Source organism: Paraburkholderia flava, from assembly GCF_004359985.1.
GTDB lineage: Bacteria > Pseudomonadota > Gammaproteobacteria > Burkholderiales > Burkholderiaceae > Paraburkholderia > Paraburkholderia flava.
Genome location: NZ_SMRO01000002.1, coordinates 1737009 through 1754981 on the forward strand (window position 1 = coordinate 1737009; position 17973 = coordinate 1754981).

Annotated in this window: 16 protein-coding genes; 9 read left to right on the forward strand and 7 right to left on the reverse strand. The window is 64.8% G+C overall.

Annotated features, from left to right (window positions below):
- Window positions 1–16: 16 nt before the first annotated feature.
- The 3 genes from E1748_RS19240 to E1748_RS19250 all read right to left on the reverse strand — a co-directional run bounded on the left by E1748_RS19240 (window position 17) and on the right by E1748_RS19250 (window position 4140).
- Window positions 17–1717 carry a formylmethanofuran dehydrogenase subunit A gene (locus E1748_RS19240; RefSeq protein WP_133648748.1) on the reverse strand — a complete coding sequence of 567 codons (1701 nt, stop codon included), beginning with the start codon at window positions 1715–1717 and terminating at the stop codon, window positions 17–19.
- The gene (locus E1748_RS19245; RefSeq protein ID WP_133648749.1) at window positions 1714–3108 is read right to left on the reverse strand and encodes a molybdopterin-binding domain-containing protein; all 1395 of its coding nucleotides are present in this window, start codon (window positions 3106–3108) and stop codon (window positions 1714–1716) included. Before E1748_RS19245 ends, E1748_RS19240 begins: the two co-directional genes overlap by 4 nt.
- A 309-nt stretch (window positions 3109–3417) precedes the next feature.
- A complete protein-coding gene (locus E1748_RS19250; protein WP_133648750.1) occupies window positions 3418–4140 on the reverse strand; it encodes a HisA/HisF-related TIM barrel protein in 723 nt (240 codons plus the stop codon).
- Window positions 4141–4153: 13 nt separating this feature from the next.
- Here E1748_RS19250 and E1748_RS19255 point away from each other — a divergent pair, with 13 nt between their 5' ends.
- The 3 genes from E1748_RS19255 (at window position 4154) to E1748_RS19265 (ending at window position 7122) form a co-directional block, all read left to right on the forward strand.
- The gene (locus tag E1748_RS19255) at window positions 4154–5224 is read left to right on the forward strand and encodes an ATP-grasp domain-containing protein (protein WP_133648751.1); all 1071 of its coding nucleotides are present in this window, start codon (window positions 4154–4156) and stop codon (window positions 5222–5224) included.
- Entirely contained in the window at window positions 5221–6396 is a 1176-nt protein-coding gene (locus tag E1748_RS19260) for a hydantoinase/oxoprolinase family protein (protein ID WP_240766690.1), read from the forward strand. The genes E1748_RS19255 and E1748_RS19260 overlap by 4 nt, the downstream gene beginning before the upstream one ends.
- A gap of 135 nt (window positions 6397–6531) precedes the next feature.
- On the forward strand, window positions 6532–7122 hold the full coding sequence (locus E1748_RS19265; protein WP_133648753.1) for an amino acid kinase family protein: 591 nt from the start codon (window positions 6532–6534) through the stop codon (window positions 7120–7122).
- Between the two features lie 18 nt (window positions 7123–7140).
- Here E1748_RS19265 and E1748_RS19270 read toward each other — a convergent pair whose 3' ends face one another.
- The 4 genes from E1748_RS19270 to pqqA form a co-directional block, all read right to left on the reverse strand.
- Complete coding sequence (locus tag E1748_RS19270) at window positions 7141–8349, reverse strand: linear amide C-N hydrolase (RefSeq protein WP_166653592.1); 1209 nt, start codon at window positions 8347–8349, stop codon at window positions 7141–7143.
- 516 nt (window positions 8350–8865) lie between these two features.
- Complete coding sequence (locus tag E1748_RS19275) at window positions 8866–9633, reverse strand: (5-formylfuran-3-yl)methyl phosphate synthase (RefSeq protein WP_133648755.1); 768 nt, start codon at window positions 9631–9633, stop codon at window positions 8866–8868.
- 33 nt (window positions 9634–9666) lie between these two features.
- Window positions 9667–10257: a DUF447 domain-containing protein gene (locus tag E1748_RS19280; protein WP_133648756.1), complete on the reverse strand. Its 591-nt coding sequence runs from the start codon at window positions 10255–10257 to the stop codon at window positions 9667–9669.
- A gap of 99 nt (window positions 10258–10356) precedes the next feature.
- Entirely contained in the window at window positions 10357–10431 is a 75-nt protein-coding gene (gene pqqA, locus E1748_RS19285) for a pyrroloquinoline quinone precursor peptide PqqA (protein ID WP_133649438.1), read from the reverse strand.
- A 357-nt stretch (window positions 10432–10788) separates the two neighbouring features.
- On the opposite strand from pqqA, the gene E1748_RS19290 reads away from it, so the two are divergent.
- From E1748_RS19290 to tkt, 6 genes are all read left to right on the forward strand, one after another.
- On the forward strand, window positions 10789–12267 hold the full coding sequence (locus tag E1748_RS19290) for a form I ribulose bisphosphate carboxylase large subunit (protein WP_133648757.1): 1479 nt from the start codon (window positions 10789–10791) through the stop codon (window positions 12265–12267).
- A gap of 60 nt (window positions 12268–12327) precedes the next feature.
- Window positions 12328–12756 (forward strand): ribulose bisphosphate carboxylase small subunit, encoded by a 429-nt coding sequence (locus E1748_RS19295; protein WP_133648758.1) that lies wholly within the window; start codon window positions 12328–12330, stop codon window positions 12754–12756.
- 64 nt (window positions 12757–12820) lie between these two features.
- A complete protein-coding gene (cbbX, locus tag E1748_RS19300; RefSeq protein WP_133648759.1) occupies window positions 12821–13774 on the forward strand; it encodes a CbbX protein in 954 nt (317 codons plus the stop codon).
- Between the two features lie 27 nt (window positions 13775–13801).
- Window positions 13802–14908, forward strand: coding sequence for a class 1 fructose-bisphosphatase (locus E1748_RS19305; protein WP_133648760.1), 1107 nt, complete (start codon window positions 13802–13804; stop codon window positions 14906–14908).
- 67 nt (window positions 14909–14975) lie between these two features.
- Window positions 14976–15848 carry a phosphoribulokinase gene (locus tag E1748_RS19310; protein ID WP_133648761.1) on the forward strand — a complete coding sequence of 291 codons (873 nt, stop codon included), beginning with the start codon at window positions 14976–14978 and terminating at the stop codon, window positions 15846–15848.
- A 38-nt stretch (window positions 15849–15886) separates the two neighbouring features.
- The gene (gene tkt / locus E1748_RS19315) at window positions 15887–17938 is read left to right on the forward strand and encodes a transketolase (protein WP_133648762.1); all 2052 of its coding nucleotides are present in this window, start codon (window positions 15887–15889) and stop codon (window positions 17936–17938) included.
- The last annotated feature ends 35 nt before the right edge of the window (window positions 17939–17973 follow it).

Genomic DNA, 17973 nt, shown 5'->3' on the forward strand with positions numbered 1-17973 from the left:
GCATGGCTTCATGGAATCAGCTATCGGCGAAGCACGCGACAGGCAGCAGCCGGCCGCCGCGGCAGCAGCTGCACGCCTCGTCGTCGCTGATCGCCGCGTGCGCGAAGTTGCTCGCGAGGTGCGTGTCGCTGTACGCGCGCAAGGTCTTCTCGATGCCTCGGTCGAATTCCGGCGACACGAAATGGATGCCGCCGGTCGGTGTCGCGACGAGCGTGCCGTCGCGCGCGACCAGTTCGCCGTCCTTGAACACGTAAGCGGGCGACGTGAACATCCGCTCGCGGTCCGGCTCGTCGCGATACACAGCGATATCGGCGGCTGCGCCCGCGCCGAGATGGCCGCGATCGCGCAGCCCAAGCAGCCGAGCGGGACCGGCGCGCGTGATGATCGCGATCTCGTACAGCGAAAACTCGCGCTTCAGTTCGGGCAGTGTGCTCGCGACCGGCGCGTCGGGATGCAGTTTCGCGAGCTGTTCGTCGCGAAACGATTTGTCCATCAGCAGACGGATCAGATGCGGATAGCTCGTGAACGGACCGCCGTTCGGGTGATCGGTGGTCATCGCGACGCGCCACGGGTCATCGACGAGCAGGAAAATTTCCAGCCCGATGATCCACTGCAGCGCATTCACGAAGCTCTGCTCGCGATAGCGGAACGGCACGACGCCGCAACCCGCATCGCATTCGATGTCGCCCGCGACCCACTTGTGCGGCCGAGCGAGCGGCGCGTTGCGGAACTGCATCATCGTGTCGCCGGACGCGGTGACGGTCTGTCCGAAGATGATCTGCCCGACGTCGATCGACACGTTGGGCCGCGCATTTACCGCCTCGGCAATGCGTCGCGCGCCCGACGAAAACTTCTGCGGACCCTCGACGCCGTAGCTATGAAACTGGATGTGCGTGATATGGACCGGCAGGCCTTCGGCGGCGTCCATCGTCGCGATCGTCGAATCGACGTTGCCGGGCACGCCGAGATTGCTCGCGTGCACGTGCAGCGGATGCGGTATGCGCAGTTCGGTCAGCGCGCGCGACAGGGTGCGCAGCACGTCGCGCGGCGTGATGCCGTAATGCGTGTGCGCCTCGTCGACGTCGAGCGAACGTTGATTGAACTTGAACGCCGAGATGCCGCCCGGATTCACGACTTTCACGCCGAGCGCCTTGCTCGCGTGAATCGTCCAGCCGACGTAATCGCGCAGCCGCTCGAATTCGTCGCGCGCGGCGAGCATCCGCAGGAACAGTTCGTCGTTGCCGAGCATCACGTACGCGCCGTGATCGATGATCGGCGTGTCGCCCATTTCGAGGTGCGCGTGACGCGCATTCGACGGCATCATCGCGGGCTCGAACGCGGCCGTGTAGCCCATTTCGGCGTAGCGGTAACCGGTTGCGAGCGTCCCCGGCGCGCAGACGCCGCACGACGGCAGCCGCAGGTAGCGTCCGCCTGCATCGCGTGCGGATTCGTATGCTGCGTCGCGGACCGGGTCGTCGCGGTGGTCTTCGGGCAGCAGCAGGCGCGACAGATTGGTCTTGCCGCCGCCGATGTGCGAGTGCAGGTCGATGCCGCCCGCCATCACGATCATGCCGGTCGCGTCGTACTCGCGATCGACGGGTAAGCCGGCCGGGACGTCGACGATGCGGCCGTCGCGGAACACGAGGTCGCGCCGTTCGCCGTTCACGCCGTTGGCCGGGTCGTACAGCGTGCCGCCTTTGAGCCGGATCGTGCTCATCGGGTGGCCTCGCTGACGGCATGCTCTGGCGCGGCGAACGTGACCGGCAGACGCGCGGACAGTTGCGCTGCGATCGTCGCGACCGAGGGCAACGCGACACCGCGCGCGGCAACGAGCGGCATCACGACCGAGCTGTCGACGCGAAACAGATGCGCGCGGCTGTCGATGCCCGGCGTTGCTACCGGAATGAACACGGTGTTCGGGCCGCGCGCTTTCGCCGCATCGGCGAGTGCAGGGTGGCCGAGCACCACGAGGGGCACGCTTGTGTCGAGCGCTGCGGGCCATGCGTCGGGTGCGAAGCTCGCAACCCATAACAGCGCGTCGATCTCGCCGCGCGCGACGAGCGCGTCGGTGCGATAGCGGTATGGATCGTGATCGAGCGGCGCGGTGCCCGCAAGCCGCGACGGCATCGCGACGCGTGTGCGCAGCGGAAAGCCCGATAGCCAGGTCGTCGTCTGGCTGACGGTCTGTGCGCCGTCGTCGCCGCCGAGCGCGAAGCATGCGGCACGGCTCGTGAGGTTCACGGCCTTGACGATACGGTTCAGTGCTTCGATCAGCAGCGCCGCGTGCGGGCCCGGCAGTGCAGCGGGCTCGTAGACGATCACGGCGTAGTGGGCGGCGGCGATTTTCGCATGCAGTGTTGCGAGCGCCGCGATGGTGTCTGCATCCGCGTGAGGCAGCGCATCGACACGGCGACCGTCGCTCAGCGCGGACCACAGCGCGAGCGTGTCGTACGGATCGCTAGTGGGCAGCATCGCGTCGATCCGCGCATGAGCGTGCGTCGACGCGGCCTGGTCGGGCGCGCTGCCGATGAAAATCAACTCGCGCGACGCAGCCTCATCGCCATCGATACGCGTGAAGAATCGCGGATAGCGCAGCGACGGCCGGCAATGGAAAAACACCAGCAGGTCCGCGCGATCGCGCACTTCGGAGAGCGTCGTGAAGAACGACCCGCGATCCTGCAACGCGAGCGTCGCCGAATTCAACGTATCGCCGTGCAGATGATCGAGAATCGCGCCGCAACCGGCCGCGAGCGTGTACAGCGCGCGTGCACCAGCGACATCAGTGGCGAGCCCGCCGAACAGCGCACGCCGTGCATCCGACACGATCTGCGCTGCACGATCGAGCGCGGTATCAAGATCCGTCTCGTTGCCATCGACGATACAGCGGCATGAAGCATCGGTCGTGCGATATGTCGACAGCGCATGCGCAAGTCGTGCGCAGTCGGTGTCCGGCGCGCGGAGTGTGTCATCGGCGTGCGTGTGGACCACGAGGTCGTCGCACAGCAGCGGGCAGAACGGACAGACCCAGTCGCGCACGGTCGAGCGCACCGGCACGCCGGCCGCGCCCGATGGGTTCGCGTTCGATGGATCGATGGGCGAAAGGGACATGGCGCGTTTTTAGCAAGGTCCATGCCGATCGATGAGCGAATGCGGATGCGTGAACCGCGATGCCGTACTACGCATCGTGCGTTGCGGGAACGCTTGGGGAATACGTCGACGTGACGGCCCGTGAAGTGCATACGCGACTCGCGCGCATCGCACAGGTTGTGTGAGACGCCGGAGCAGAGTGTCACGCGTCGTGGTGCGAGCTTGCCGTTGGTTTACATGCGCGCGTCGTGCGGCCGTTTATCGCGGTTTGGCATGAAATGTGTATGGCTGCTTTATGTGTGCGTCAAGGGCGCGCTGGGGCTGGGCTGGTCATATGTTTAACCGCCCATCGTGCAGCGCGGACGCGACGAGCCACGCATCGGCACCGCTGCGCTGCGCAGCGGCGAGATCGGCGCGATCGCGAATGCCTCCCGCGCCGATCAGCGTCGTACCGGCCGGTGCGTCCGCGCGCAGGCGTTCGAGTGTTGCGAGGTCGGGGCCCGCGTGGCTGCCCACCTGGTCGAGCGTCATCGCGATCACGCGCGCGGGCCACCACGACGACGTGGGGTCGAGCGACGTGGCCGCGAGCAGCGAACCAGCGCGACGGTCGAGCGACAGGATCGGTGCGAAGCCGTCGCGAGCGGCAGAGCGAAGTGCATCAGGGTCGCGCAGCGATTCGGTGCCGAAGACAGGCACGAGAGGCGCGGCGCCTGATGGGGTCGATGGAACAGGGCCCGCCGCATCGATGCGTTCGAACAGCGCGCGCATCGACGCATGGTCCACGTAACCCGCGTCGAGCCACAGTTCGATGCCGGGCAGCGCGGCACGTAACGCGGCGAGCACGTCGACGTGTGCGCCAGTCTGGAGGATCGCGCCGAGGTCGGCGATGTACAGCGTGCGCGCGCCGCTTGCGGCCAGCAGCGCGCGCGCGACGGGCAGCGGCTCGCTGGTGGGCGCGAGCGGCGAACGGATCGGCCGGTAGGCCGTGCGCTCGCCGCGTACCGCACGCACGACGTGACCGTCGAGCAGATCGAGAACCGGTATCACCTGCATAGGGGGCGTTCCTTTGACCAGGATCTTTGTCTACGAGTATCTCACCGGCGGCGGCATCGATCCGGCGCTGGCCGGCGCAAGCGGTCTCGCGGATCTCAGCGCGCTCGTCGTCGAAGGCCGAGTGATGCGCGATGCGCTCGTCGCGGAGCTGCGCGCGCTCGACGGTGTTCACGTCACGTTCGCCAGTTCGCGCTTCGAGACCGTCGATCCCGCGCTCGCGCATTGCCGCGCTGAGTCTGGAGAATCGATGACAGACTTCGTCGCGCGCGTCGCACGCGAACACGATTATGCGTGGATCATCGCGCCCGAATGCGACGATCTGCTGCTGAATCTGCACGACGCGGTCGGCGCGGCGCGCTGGCTCGGTTGCTCGAAGGACGCGATCCGGGTTGCGTCGAGCAAGCGCGCGACCGCCGCGCAACTCGCCGCGCATGGGATCGCGGTGACGCCTGCGCTCGATCCTTCCTCGTGTGAATCGAACGATGCTGCTTCTAGTGGCCGCTGGGTCGTCAAACCCGACGATGGCGCCGGCGGTCTCGACACATTCGTCTTCGACCGTTTCGCCGATGCGTGTGCCGAGTACGACGCGCGTGTGCTTGCGTCGCGCAATCCGGTGCTGCAGGCGTGGGTCGACGGCGAGCCGTTGAGCCTGTCGCTGGTGTGTACCGACGAACAGGCGCGGCTCGTCAGCATCAATCGTCAGCAGATCGGGTTGCGTGGACCGGATGCGTCCGATGCATCGGAGCATCGTCCGCAGGTCGTCGAATTCGACGGTGTCGCGGTCGATCAGATCGCGCTGTCCGACGACCGTGGCCGCGCGCTCGACGCGCTCGCGCAGCGCGTCGCGGCAGCGATACCGGGCCTGCGCGGCTTCGCGGGTATCGACGTGGTGTGGCATCCGCAGCGTGGGCCGGTCGTGATCGAGGTGAATCCGCGTCTGACGGTCGCGTATGCGGGGTTGTCCACGACGCTCGACGGGAATCTCGCGCGCACGCTGCTCGCCGCGCATGGCGTGCGTATCGGGACGGCGCGCAGTGTCACGCAGCAACGTGAGCCGTCTCCGGCATGCGGAGTCCAGCCGTGAACGCGATCCCCTCGACTGTCGATACCGCGCTGTTCGGCTGGGACGTCGGCGGCGCACACGTGAAGGTGTCGCTTGCCGATGCATCCGGCGACGTGCGCGACGTCGCGCAATGGGCATGTCCGCTGTGGCAGGGCCTCGATCATCTGGAACGCACGATCGATCTCGTGTTCGAACGCTGGCCCGTCGCCCAGGCCGCGTCGTCGCGGCATGCGGTCACGATGACGGGCGAGATGGTCGACCTGTTCGCGGATCGCGCGGAAGGCGTGCGCGCGATCGCGGCGGCACTGGCCGCGCGGCTCGGGCCGTCGCTGCGCTTCTACGCGGGCGACGTCGGCTGGCTCGGCGAACCCGCGTGCGCCACGCGCTGGCGCAGCGTCGCGTCGGCGAACTGGCTGGCGACCGCGAGCTGGGTCGCGAGCCGCGTCGCCGATGCGGTGCTGGTCGATATCGGCAGCACGACGACCGACATCATCCCGATCGCGAACGGTAGCGTGGCCGCGCGCGCATCGACGGACGCGGGTCGGCTCGCGACCGGCGAGCTCGTCTATCAGGGCATCGTCCGCACGCCGCTGTGCGGGATCGCGCACCGGATCGACTTCGGGGGCGCCGCCGTCAACGTGATGAACGAATGGTTCGCGACGAGCGCCGACGTGTACCGGCTCACCGGCGAACTGAAACCCGCTCACGACCTGTACCCGAGCGCGGACCAGGGACCGAAAACCGAAGCCGCGAGCGCCGCGCGCATTGCCCGGATGATCGGCCGCGACGCGCACGACGCCGATGCCGCCGACTGGCGCCGGCTCGCACTGCGCTGGCGTGGCCTGCAACTGCGCGAGATCGGCATCAATCTCGCACGCGTGACGGCCGCGCATCCGGAACTCGCTGCGGCGCCGCTGGTGGGCGCGGGCTGCGGCCGCTTCCTGGTCGCGGCGCTCGCGCGCGAGGAGGCGCGCGGGTACGTCGATTTCGGCACGCTCGCGAACCTGCCCGGCGATTGCGCGGACCGCGCGGCGACGTGTGCGCCGAGCGTCGCGGTGGCGTTGCTCGCTGCGCAAGACTGGCGAGATGAGGCGCATCAACCGTACGAAGCGCACGAGGCTCCGTACCGGCGCGACGAATCTACCGCGCGACGCCGACCGTCCGGCACGCGAAGTACGCCACGAACCGCATGAAGGACCGCACGCACGCAGTGACGGAAGCACGGCGCACGGGCAGAGACGCAAACGCAAACGCAAGACACAACGCAACAACGCAACAACGCACGACCGCAGTTAACAGCAGGCAACAGCCAAGCGAGGACAACGCTCATGTGGGTGGTCAAGATCGGGGGCAGCCTGAGTCACGAGCCGATGTTGCGCCGCTGGCTCACCGAGCTGTGCGAACTGGGGGGCGGGCGCGTCGTCATCGTGCCCGGCGGCGGCGATTTCGCGGACAGGGTGCGGCAATACCAGAGCGAGTGGGGCTTCGACGATCTCGCCGCGCACAACATGTGTCTGCTCGCGATGACGCAGTACGCGATCCTGATGCAGGGCGTGCTGCCCGAACTGGTGCTCGCGTCGAGCGAGGCGAAGATCCGCCGCGCGCTGCGCGATGGCCACGTCGCGGTATGGGTGCCGACCGCGCTGATGCGCGACACGCCCGACGCGATGAGCAACTGGGACACGACGTCGGACAGTCTCGCCGCATGGCTGTCGACGATGCTCAACGCCGAGCGGTTGATCGTCGTGAAATCCTGTCCGATCGACGTCGACGATCCACTCGAGACGCACGCGGCAGCGGGGGTGGTCGATCGGCGCTTCGTCGATTACGTGAGCGACGCGAACTATGTCGTCGAGCTGTTCAACAAGGACAACGTCGAGTCGATGCGCGATCGCCTGCTGAATACGCAGGCGATCTGATACCGCTGTAACTGGACCCTAAGCCTTCTCGAACAACTCGCTTGCGTCCTGAAACCAGTCGTTCCGGGCCGGCGGAACGATGGCTATCGAAGGGAAATGCGGCAGTTGCGCGTCCTCATCGAACGATAGTGCCGGCAATTCGATGCGTTGCAAAAGATTGTTGAACGCACTCGTGTAGTAATAGGTGTTGTTCGTGTGGTCGCGCACGACAGTCCAGTAGCTCCAGTCGCCGACCTGCGGCGAACTATCGGACGATCCACCATTCGACGCATCCTGCTTCGGGGCGCTAAGCAGCGAACCGTACGGCGTGCTCATGACGATCTGCACGGTCTGCAACACAACGTTCACGACAGTCTGCACCGGCGACGAATACGGCTTCTTGCCGAACACAGGGGAGCCGGATTGCTGCGGTGCAGGCAGCCAGCCATCGCCGTTCTTCGCGAGCTGATTGAAGGTGTGCTGCATGAAAGCGGCCCGCACGAATCGCGACGGCGACGAAGGATCGCCAGGCAGACCAACCAGACCGATACATGCCGGAGGATACGTCTGGGTGGTACTCGTTTCCGCGCTGATCGCCGTGAAATTGCCGTAATAGGTGATGTTGGTGCGCTGCCAGTCGTAGCTGGGCGCGTTCGTCAATACACCGCTCACGGTTGCACCCAGTCCGCCACGATTCTGCAGTTCGTACGCTTCGCCGTACACGTTCATGACGCCGTTCATGCATTCGACAACCACGGAGGCTCCCGTGTTGTCGACCGCAATGAAGTGCAGCGGGATGTACATTTTCTCGCCGGACGCAGGGCCGTAGATGCTGACTTCGCCGGAAAGGAGCGTTTTTTCCAGGTCCTTGACCCGGTTGAAGTTGCCCAGCACCCACGCGACAAACTCGCCGAAAAAGAGGTTCTGACCGTTGCCGGGCGTCGGATAGCCGGCACCCGGCATCCATAGCGCCGCGCACGACAGGCCTGCTTCATTGAGGCCGTCGCAGAAGATCGGAAACAGATCGAACTCCGGGCGCGGCGGCGCTATGCCGACAAAACCGTACGCATTGACCCACTTGACCGGGTTTTTCACTGGGTGGGGGATCAACGGAAATTTTTGCCCCTTCGGGACTTTATAAAGCGTGAAGCCTGAAAAGCCGGGCAACTCCATCACACGACCGCTGACATGAAACTGCGCGTCCTGCCCGGGATTGACAGGCGCATGGAAAAGCATATGTGTGCACATTGAGGTTTCTCCTTTCGAGTTCGACTGCTTCGGAAAGACGCGACCGCATGAGACAACATCCATCGAGAACGAGCGTAGGCCGCCCGTCGTCGAGCTTTTTGCAACTGGCTTTTGAAGCTATTGTTTACCGGATTTAGAGCAGGATTTTTTTAAAGAATATTGAATTGTCCGGTCACCACTTCTTATCGATACGGTTCTGGATTGTCAATATTTTTAATTAAAAGATTGGAGATGTGGCGCTTGCGAAAGAAAAAGGAATATCCGGGTTGCATAATCTGGCGACTGCAATGCAATCGGCCGATCTTATTCCTTTTTAAAAGGCGTTTTTGTGTCGAGATTGCTGACTGACGAGATTCGTGGACGCAAAAAATACAGAGTCAAGCGAGTCGACTTCGGGATAGATCAATCTTGAGTGAGTCAAGGTTGACAGGTTGAGTGGGCAGTACATCCGGGGACTGAATACTGCCCACATAGCGGATTCAAAGCCGGATGAATGCCGACTGCTGTGCCGTATGGCTACAGTCGCGCGCCAGTTATACCGTTCCCGGCCTGCGTGGTACCGGCGACCGAAGCCGGGCTCCCCGCGCGATGCAACGCGCTCGCCCACTGCGCGACGCGCTGCGGGTCGAGCCGCGAGCGTCGGCCGTCGGTGCATAGTGCGGTGCGAAAGCCGGCGACGTCCGGTGCGAGCGCCTGAATCTGCTCGAGCTGCGCCCAGCCGAGCGCACCCGCGATTCCGCACATCGAGCCGCGCTCCCGCGCGAGCCTGAGCCAGCGCGCGAGCGTGTCGACGCCCACGTGATCGAACAGCGTGCTGCCGTCTTTCGCCGACGTATCGAACATCACGCCGACGAAGCGCAACGCGGCCGCGTGCAGCACGAGCGCATCGTCGACGGCGGCGTTCTTCGCTTCAGTATCGGCGGCATCGCACAGAAACACCGGCACGACTGTCGCCGGCAAGGTCGCGAGCAGATCGAGGCAGCGGCGCGCGGCCGGTCCCGGCGTCACGCCAACCTTCACGTAGTCGATACCCGTGTCGCTGACTTCGATCACGCGCGCGGCGATGTCGTCGAACGCATCGGTGGGTACGTCGCCGATCGTCGCGCTGATCGGCTTCACCGGATAACGCGCGCGCACCTGCCGCGCAATCCGCACGATGTCGTCGATTGCCAGGCCGCCGAGCGCGCCCGCATCCGGCTCCTTCAGGTCGATCAACTCGGCGCCGGCCTGAGCGGCGTCGAGCGCTTCGTCGTCCGAGCGGACGCTCGCGAGCAATGCGGTCATCGAGGTTCTCCAAAAACGGGTAGGCGGGAAAATTCAGTGCGGCGTGCGGATCGCGGTTGCACCGTCAGCGCCCGCGCGATGCCGTTCGACCGCGGCAACGAGCCAGCTCCATGCGGTGCGCTCGTCGTCGCCGGCGGTCTTGTCGATCGCGATCTGCAGGTAGGCCATTTCACTGTCGACCTTGTCGGCCGGCAGCATGAAAAGCCGGCTCACCAGAATCGCGCCTTCGACGACTGCCGCCTGCGCACGGTTGAAACCCGCGAACGGCGCGTGATTTTCGTGGTGCACGCGTTTCATCCGCAGCACCGGACGCTCGGTGTCACCGCCGATGTCGTCGAGTTCGAGTTCGGCGTGCGCGAGCGATGTCGCGAGCCGCACACTTGCGACGCGGGTTGCAGCAACGGTGGGCCAGTCGGTCGCGCAGTGCGTGACGCAGCCGGCGAAGATCCGCACGTCGGTCGTGAAGTTGAGTACCGCGACGCGCGACTCGACGATGTTGTCGAGCGTCGTCGACGGACGGAACGGGGAAAGCACGACGAAGTCGCCGTCGTAGCGGGCGCCCATCGGCGCCACATGAGGGCGGCCGTCGCGCGCTGCCGTGGTGACGATCGTTTCGTGGATCATGGTTGGGAACGCATGTCCCGGCAACGCGGACAAAGCAGGCCGCTCCGGTCAGAAAAAACACCTGCCGCGACAGGGCCGCGTCATGCGGCCCGTGCGGGCTTAACGCGTAGCGATATACATCGTGACTTCAAAGCCGAGACGAATATCGGTGTAGCTAGGTGTCGTCCATTGCATCGTCGTTCCTCCATGAGGTTGACACGGTGATACGCCGTCGGCCCGACGCGATGCCGGGCTTCATGGGCGTTCCGCATCACGCAAGCTCTGTGCCCATCGAGCGCGGCGTGGCGGTTGGACTGTTCTGTCGTTCTCGACGTCGCGAGTGTCGCGGAAACGCAGCAAAGTGTTCCGCCGGCAACAGGTGACGCTCTGACGCACTTGATGAAATCCCCCGCCGCAATATGCGATCGATAACGGATCGCTTAAGACTGGCGAATGAAATCGTGAATTCCCAATAGCGATGGGCATGCCTACAGTGCAACTCAGGCGCTACACCGTTTCCGGCGATGCGCTGCCCACCTTCGAGGACACGTCATGAACGATTTCAGTCAACCGGTCATCGAGCCGGTCCGCTCTCCGCGCGAACGTTATGCCGCAGGCGTGATGAAGTATCGCGAGATGGGCTACTGGCAGCCGGACTACACGCCGAAGGACACCGACGTCATCGCGCTGTTCCGCATCACGCCGCAGCCCGGCGTCGAGCCCGAGGAAGCAGCGGCGGCTGTTGCCGGCGAATCGTCGACGGCGACCTGGACCGTCGTGTGGACCGACCGCCTCACCGCGTGCGACATGTACCGCGCGAAAGCGTACCGGATCGAGCCGGTGCCCGGCGCGCACGACGAGCCGCAGTACTTCGCGTACATCGCGTACGAACTCGATCTGTTCGAGGAAGGTTCGGTCGCGAACCTCACCGCGTCGATCATCGGCAATGTGTTCGGCTTCAAGCCGTTGAAAGCGCTGCGGCTCGAAGACATGCGCATTCCGGTCGCGTATCTGAAGACCTTCCAGGGACCGCCGACCGGCATCATCGTCGAGCGCGAACGGCTCGACAAGTACGGACGTCCGCTGCTCGGCGCGACCGTGAAGCCGAAGCTCGGGCTGTCGGGCAAGAACTATGGACGCGTCGTGTACGAGGGCTTGCGCGGCGGACTCGATTTTCTGAAGGACGACGAGAACATCAATTCGCAGGCGTTCATGCACTGGCGCGACCGTTTCCTGTTCTCGATGGAAGCGGTGAACCGCGCACAGGCCGAAACCGGCGAGCTGAAGGGCCATTACCTGAACGTCACGGCCGGCACGATGGAGGAGATGTACGAGCGCGCCGAATTCGCGAAGGAACTCGGTTCGTGCATCGTGATGATCGATCTCGTGATCGGCTGGACGGCGATCCAGTCGATGGGACGCTGGGCGCGTCGCAACGACATGATCCTGCATCTGCATCGCGCGGGGCACAGCACCTACACGCGGCAGCGCAATCACGGCATCTCGTTCCGCGTGATCGCGAAGTGGCTGCGGATGGCGGGCGTCGATCATGCGCATGCGGGCACGGCCGTCGGCAAGCTCGAAGGCGATCCGCTGACCGTGCAGGGCTTTTACAACGTGTGCCGCGAAGCGCACAACCCGGTCGATCTGTCGCGTGGACTGTTTTTCGAGCAGCCGTGGGCGGGCTTGCGCAAGGTGATGCCGGTCGCGTCGGGCGGGATTCACGCCGGGCAGATGCATCAGTTGCTCGACCTGTTCGGCGACGACGCGATCCTGCAGTTCGGCGGCGGCACGATCGGCCATCCGGCCGGCATTCAGGCGGGCGCGATTGCGAACCGCGTCGCACTCGAAGCGATGGTGAAGGCGCGCAACGAAGGGCGCGACATCCTGCACGAAGGTCCGGACATTCTCGAAGCGGCCGCGCGCAGCTGCACGCCGCTCAAGCAGGCGCTCGACACATGGCGCGACGTGACCTTCAACTACGCATCCACCGATACGCCCGATTTCGCCGCGACGCCGACCGTCTCGTGATGCGACGCAAGCGTGCGTGCAGGAAAACCCGCGACATCCATCAACGAAACGAGGTACGTCATGCGCATTACACAGGGAACGTTCTCCTTCCTGCCGGATTTGACCGATGAGGAGATCGGCTTGCAGGTCGACTACGCGCTGAGCCAGGGCTGGGCCTGCTCGATCGAATTCACCGACGACCCGCATCCGCGCAACACCTACTGGGAAATGTGGGGCCTGCCGATGTTCGATCTGCACGATGCAGCCGGCGTATTGCAGGAACTGAAAGCGTGCCGCGCGGCGCGTCCGCAGCACTACATCAAGATCAACGCGTTCGATTCGGTGCGCGGCTTCGAGACGATGCGGCTGTCGTTCATCGTCGGCCGGCCGGATGAGGAGCCGGGCTTCCGTCTGACACGTCAGGACAGCGGGGGGCGTGCACAGCACTACGGCATCGTGAGCTATGCCGGCGATCGGCCAGCAGGTGAACGCTACGGCCCCGCGCGTTGACGCGCACGACTGTTGCATGCGGCGTGCCGCAATCGATCAATCAAGCTATTAACAGGGAGGCGTGATGACGGACGTTGCCGATGCACAGACGCAAGCCGCTGCGTGCGTGGATAAAACCGCACCGCAAGTCGATCTGTCGGCGCTGTATCGCGACTCGGGTATCGGCGATGTGCTCGCCGAACTCGACCGCGATCTCGTCGGCCTCGCTCCGGTGAAGACACGCATCCGCGAGATCGCCGCGCATCTGCTGGTCGAACGGGCACGCGATGCGCTCGGCCTCGCCGGCAGCGCGCCGACGCTGCACATGTGCTTCTCGGGCAACCCCGGCACCGGCAAGACGACGGTTGCGCTGCGGATGGCCGAAGTGCTGCACCGGCTCGGCTATATCCGCAGGAATCATCTGGTGTCGGTGACGCGCGACGATCTGGTCGGCCAGTACATCGGCCACACCGCGCCGAAGACCCGCGACGTGCTGAAGCGCGCGATGGGCGGCGTGCTGTTCATCGACGAGGCGTACTACCTGTATCGCCCGGAAAACGAGCGCGACTACGGGCAGGAAGCGATCGAGATCCTGCTGCAGACGATGGAGAACCAGCGCGACGATCTGGTCGTGATTCTGGCCGGCTACGCGTCGCGGATGGACATTTTCTTCGAGAGCAATCCGGGTTTCCGTTCGCGGATCGCGCATCACATCACGTTTCCCGACTACGACGAAACGGAACTGATCGAGATCGCCGCGCGGATGCTCGACACGATGCACTACCGCTTCGACGCCGACTCGCGGCACGCGTTCGCCGATTACCTCGCGCTGCGCATCCGACAGCCGAACTTTGCGAACGCGCGCTCGGTGCGCAATGCGCTCGATCGTGCGCGACTGCGCCAGGCGAACCGGCTGTTCGCGGCCGCGATGGGCGGCGGCGCACCCGCCGATGCCGCCTCGCTCATGCTGATCGCCACCGACGACATCCGCGCGAGCCGCGTGTTCGAAACGTCCGGTCCGCCGATACCGCAGCCCTGAATCCAGACTGTCTCCGAGGAGAACGCGATGCAAGACGGACGCACCACGCTTTCGAAGTTCCTGATCGACACGCTCGATCGCCAGCCCGTCGCAGGTACGGCGCCGGAAACAGCCGGGCTGTCGGCGCTGTTGATCGACGTCGCCGCGGCGATCAAGTCGATCTCGGCGATGCTCACGAAGGGCGCGCTCGGCGGCAATTACGGTTCCGCGCAGACCGTCAACACGCACGGCGAGGAGCAGAAGAAGCTCGACGTCGCGACCAACGAGATATTCGTCCAGCAATGCGAGTGGGACGGGTTGCTCGCGGCGATGGTGTCGGAGGAAATGGAGGCCGTCTATCCGATTCCGCAGGGTTATCCGCGTGGCGATTATCTGCTCGCGTTCGATCCGCTCGACGGGTCGTCGAATATCGACATCAACGGCGTCGTGGGTTCGATATTTTCGGTGCTGCGCCATCGCGGCAGCACCAACGATGAGCCAGTCAGCGACGACGCATTCCTGCGCCCCGGTCACGAACAGGTCGCGGCAGGCTACGCGGTCTACGGACCATCGACGATGCTGGTGCTGTCGGTCGGCAACGGCACGCACGGCTTCACGCTCGAACGCGATATCGGCAACTTCGTGCTCACGCATTCGAACATCCGCATCCCGGAAGACACGGTCGAGTTCGCGATCAACGCGTCGAACGAACGCTTCTGGGAGCCGCCGGTGCGGCGCTATGTGCAGGAGTGCAAGGACGGTCGCAGCGGGTGTCGCGCGGAAGATTTCAACATGCGCTGGATTGCGTCGATGGTCGCGGAGGTGCATCGGATCCTGATGCGCGGCGGCGTGTTCATGTACCCGCGCGATTCGAAAACGCCCGCGATGGAAGGTCGTCTGCGGCTGCTGTACGAAGCGAACCCGATGAGTTTTCTGGTCGAGCAGGCGGGCGGGGCGTCGATCACCGGACGCGAACGGATTCTCGACGTCGCGCCGCGCACGCTGCACGGCCGCGTGCCGGTGATTCTCGGCTCGAAGAACGAAGTGGAGCGCATCGGCCGCTATCACGGCGAATACGATCGCGGCGAGGACAAGCCGTACACGTCACCGCTGTTCGGCCGGCGTTCGCTGTTCCTGCCGGATTTCACCGCATAGCGGCGCGCTTCGTTTTCGCTGTTCACGCCGTTCACGCAGACACGATCATCACATTCCGGAGACGCGCATGTCAGTCAAACATCCGATCATCGCGGTTACCGGTTCGAGCGGAGCCGGCACGACCACGGTGATGAAGAGCTTCACCCACATTTTCCGGCGCGAGCACATCAACGCGCAGATCGTCGAGGGCGACGCGTTTCATCGCTACGACCGCCACGGCATGCGCGAAGCGATGAAGCAGCACGAACGCGACGGCGCGCCGAACTTCAGCCACTTCGGGCCGCAGGCGAATCTACTCGAAGAGCTTGAAGCGCTGTTCGTCAGTTACGGCGAAAGCGGCTCCGGGCAGCTGCGCCACTACGTGCACGACGAAGCGGAAACGCGTCTCTACAAGCAGGATGCGGGCACGTTCACGCCGTGGGAAGACGTCACGTCCGGCACCGACCTGATGTTCTACGAAGGGCTGCACGGCGCGGCCGTCACCGATCACGTCGATATCGCGCGGCATGCGGATCTGCTGATCGGTGTCGTGCCGATCATCAACCTCGAATGGATCCAGAAGCTGCATCGCGACCAGACGATGCGCGGCTATTCGCACGAGGCCGTGGTCGACACGATCCTGCGCAGGATGCCGGATTACGTGAACTACATCTGCCCGCAGTTTTCTCGAACGCACGTGAATTTTCAGCGTGTGCCGACGGTGGACACGTCGAATCCGTTTATCGCGCGGGAGATTCCGCAGCCCGACGAGAGCTTCGTCGTGATCCGCTTCGCGCGGCCGAAGGGTATCGACTTCCAGTATCTGCTGACGATGCTGCACGACTCGTTCATGTCGCGTCCGAATGTGATCGTCGTGCCGGGCGGCAAGATGGGTCTCGCGATGCAGCTGATCTTTACGCCGATGATTTTGCAGCTGCTCGACCGGCGTGCGCGGGCTTGAAGTCGCCTTCGATTTGAATGTGTGCGAGGAGAGTATTGATGAGTGACGTTGCTGAATCTGCTGCGTTGTCCTCTGGTTCGTCCGTTACTCGTTCGATGGCCGACGCGCTGCGCATGCTCGCGATCGATGCCGTCGAAGCGGCGAAGTCTGGTCATCCCGGCATGCCGCTCGGCATGGCGGAAATCGCCGTCGCCCTGTGGGACCGGCATCTGAAACACAACCCGCGCAATCCCGCGTGGCCGGATCGCGACCGCTTCGTGCTGTCGAACGGACACGGCTCGATGCTGCTGTATGGGCTGCTGCATCTGACCGGCTACGATCTGCCGATCGATGAGCTGAAGCATTTTCGTCAGTTGCATAGCCGTACGCCTGGGCACCCCGAAGTAGGTGTGACACCAGGCGTCGAAACGACGACCGGACCACTCGGTCAGGGGCTCGCGAACGCGGTCGGCATGGCGCTCGCGGAAGCGCTGCTCGCGAAGGAATTCAATCGACCGGGTCATGCGATCGTCGATCACCGGACGTATGTATTCGTCGGCGACGGCTGCCTGATGGAGGGCATCTCGCACGAAGCCGCGTCGCTGGCCGGCACGCTGAAGCTCGGCAAGCTGACGGTGCTCTACGACGACAACGGCATCTCGATCGACGGCCACGTCGCGCAGTGGTTCGCCGACGACACGCCCGCGCGGTTCGCCGCGTACGGCTGGCACGTCGTACGCGATGTCGATGGGCATGACGTCGACGCGGTCGATCGTGCGTTGCATGAAGCGCGCGCATCGGACCGGCCGACGCTGATCTGCTGCCGCACGATAATCGGCAAGGGTTCACCAAGGAAGGCCGGCACGCACGATGTGCACGGCGCACCGCTCGGCGCCGACGAGGTCGAGCGCACACGTCGCGCGCTCGGCTGGACCGAGCCGCCGTTCGCGGTGCCGGATGCGGTACGTACGCAATGGGACGCGACCGAACGCGGCGCGTCCGCAGAGGCGAACTGGACCACACGCTTCGACGCATATCGTGCACGCTACCCGGAAGACGCTGCGGAGTTCGAGCGCCGCGCGCGCGGCGCGCTGCCCGCGCATTGGCGCGACGCGGTGCGCGCACTGATCCGCGATGCGGACCTCGCAGCCGAATCGATCGCGACGCGCAAGGCATCGCAGCAGGCCATTGGCGCGCTCGCCCGCGCATTGCCCGAATTACTGGGCGGCTCGGCTGATCTGACTGGTTCGAATCTCACCGACTGGAAATCCGCAGTCGACGTGCGCACCGACTCGACAGGGTTGCAGGGCGGCAATTATCTGCACTACGGCGTGCGCGAGTTCGGCATGAGTGCAGTGATGAACGGGATCGCGCTGCATCGCGGATACATTCCGTTCGGCGGCACGTTCCTCACGTTCTCCGACTACGCGCGCAATGCGCTGCGCATGGCCGCACTGATGAAAACACGGTCTATCTTCGTGTTCACGCACGATTCGATCGGCCTTGGCGAAGACGGTCCGACGCATCAGGCGGTCGAGCATGCGGCGAGCTTGCGGATGATTCCGGGGCTCGACGTCTGGCGGCCGTGCGACACGGTTGAGACCGCGCACGCGTGGGCGGCCGCAGTCGAACGCGATGGGCCGTCGTGTCTGCTGCTGAGCCGGCAGAACCTGCCGTTCGTTACTCGCGATGCTGCGACGATCGATGCGATCGCGCGAGGCGGCTACGTGCTACGCGACTGGCCCGATGGTTCGAACGTATCGCAGCGTGTGGTGCTGCTCGCGACCGGCTCCGAAGTCGCACTCGCACTCGATGCGGTCGCGCCGCTCGAACAGGATGGCATCGCCGTGCGCGTCGTCTCGATGCCGTCGACGAACGTATTCGACCGCCAGCCGCGCGCATGGCGCGACGCGGTGCTGCCGCCAGGCGTGCCGCGCGTCGCGGTCGAAGCGGGCGTCACTGCGTTCTGGCGGCAGTACGTGGGGCTCGACGGCGGTGTGCTCGGTATCGATTCGTTCGGCGAGTCGGCGCCAGCGGCCGCGTTGTTCGCGCATTTCGGGTTGACCGCGCACGCGTTAGCGGACGAAGCACGCCGCGTGGTGCATCGCTAGCCCACAGCAATTTCGATTCGATCAAAAGGAGTTCG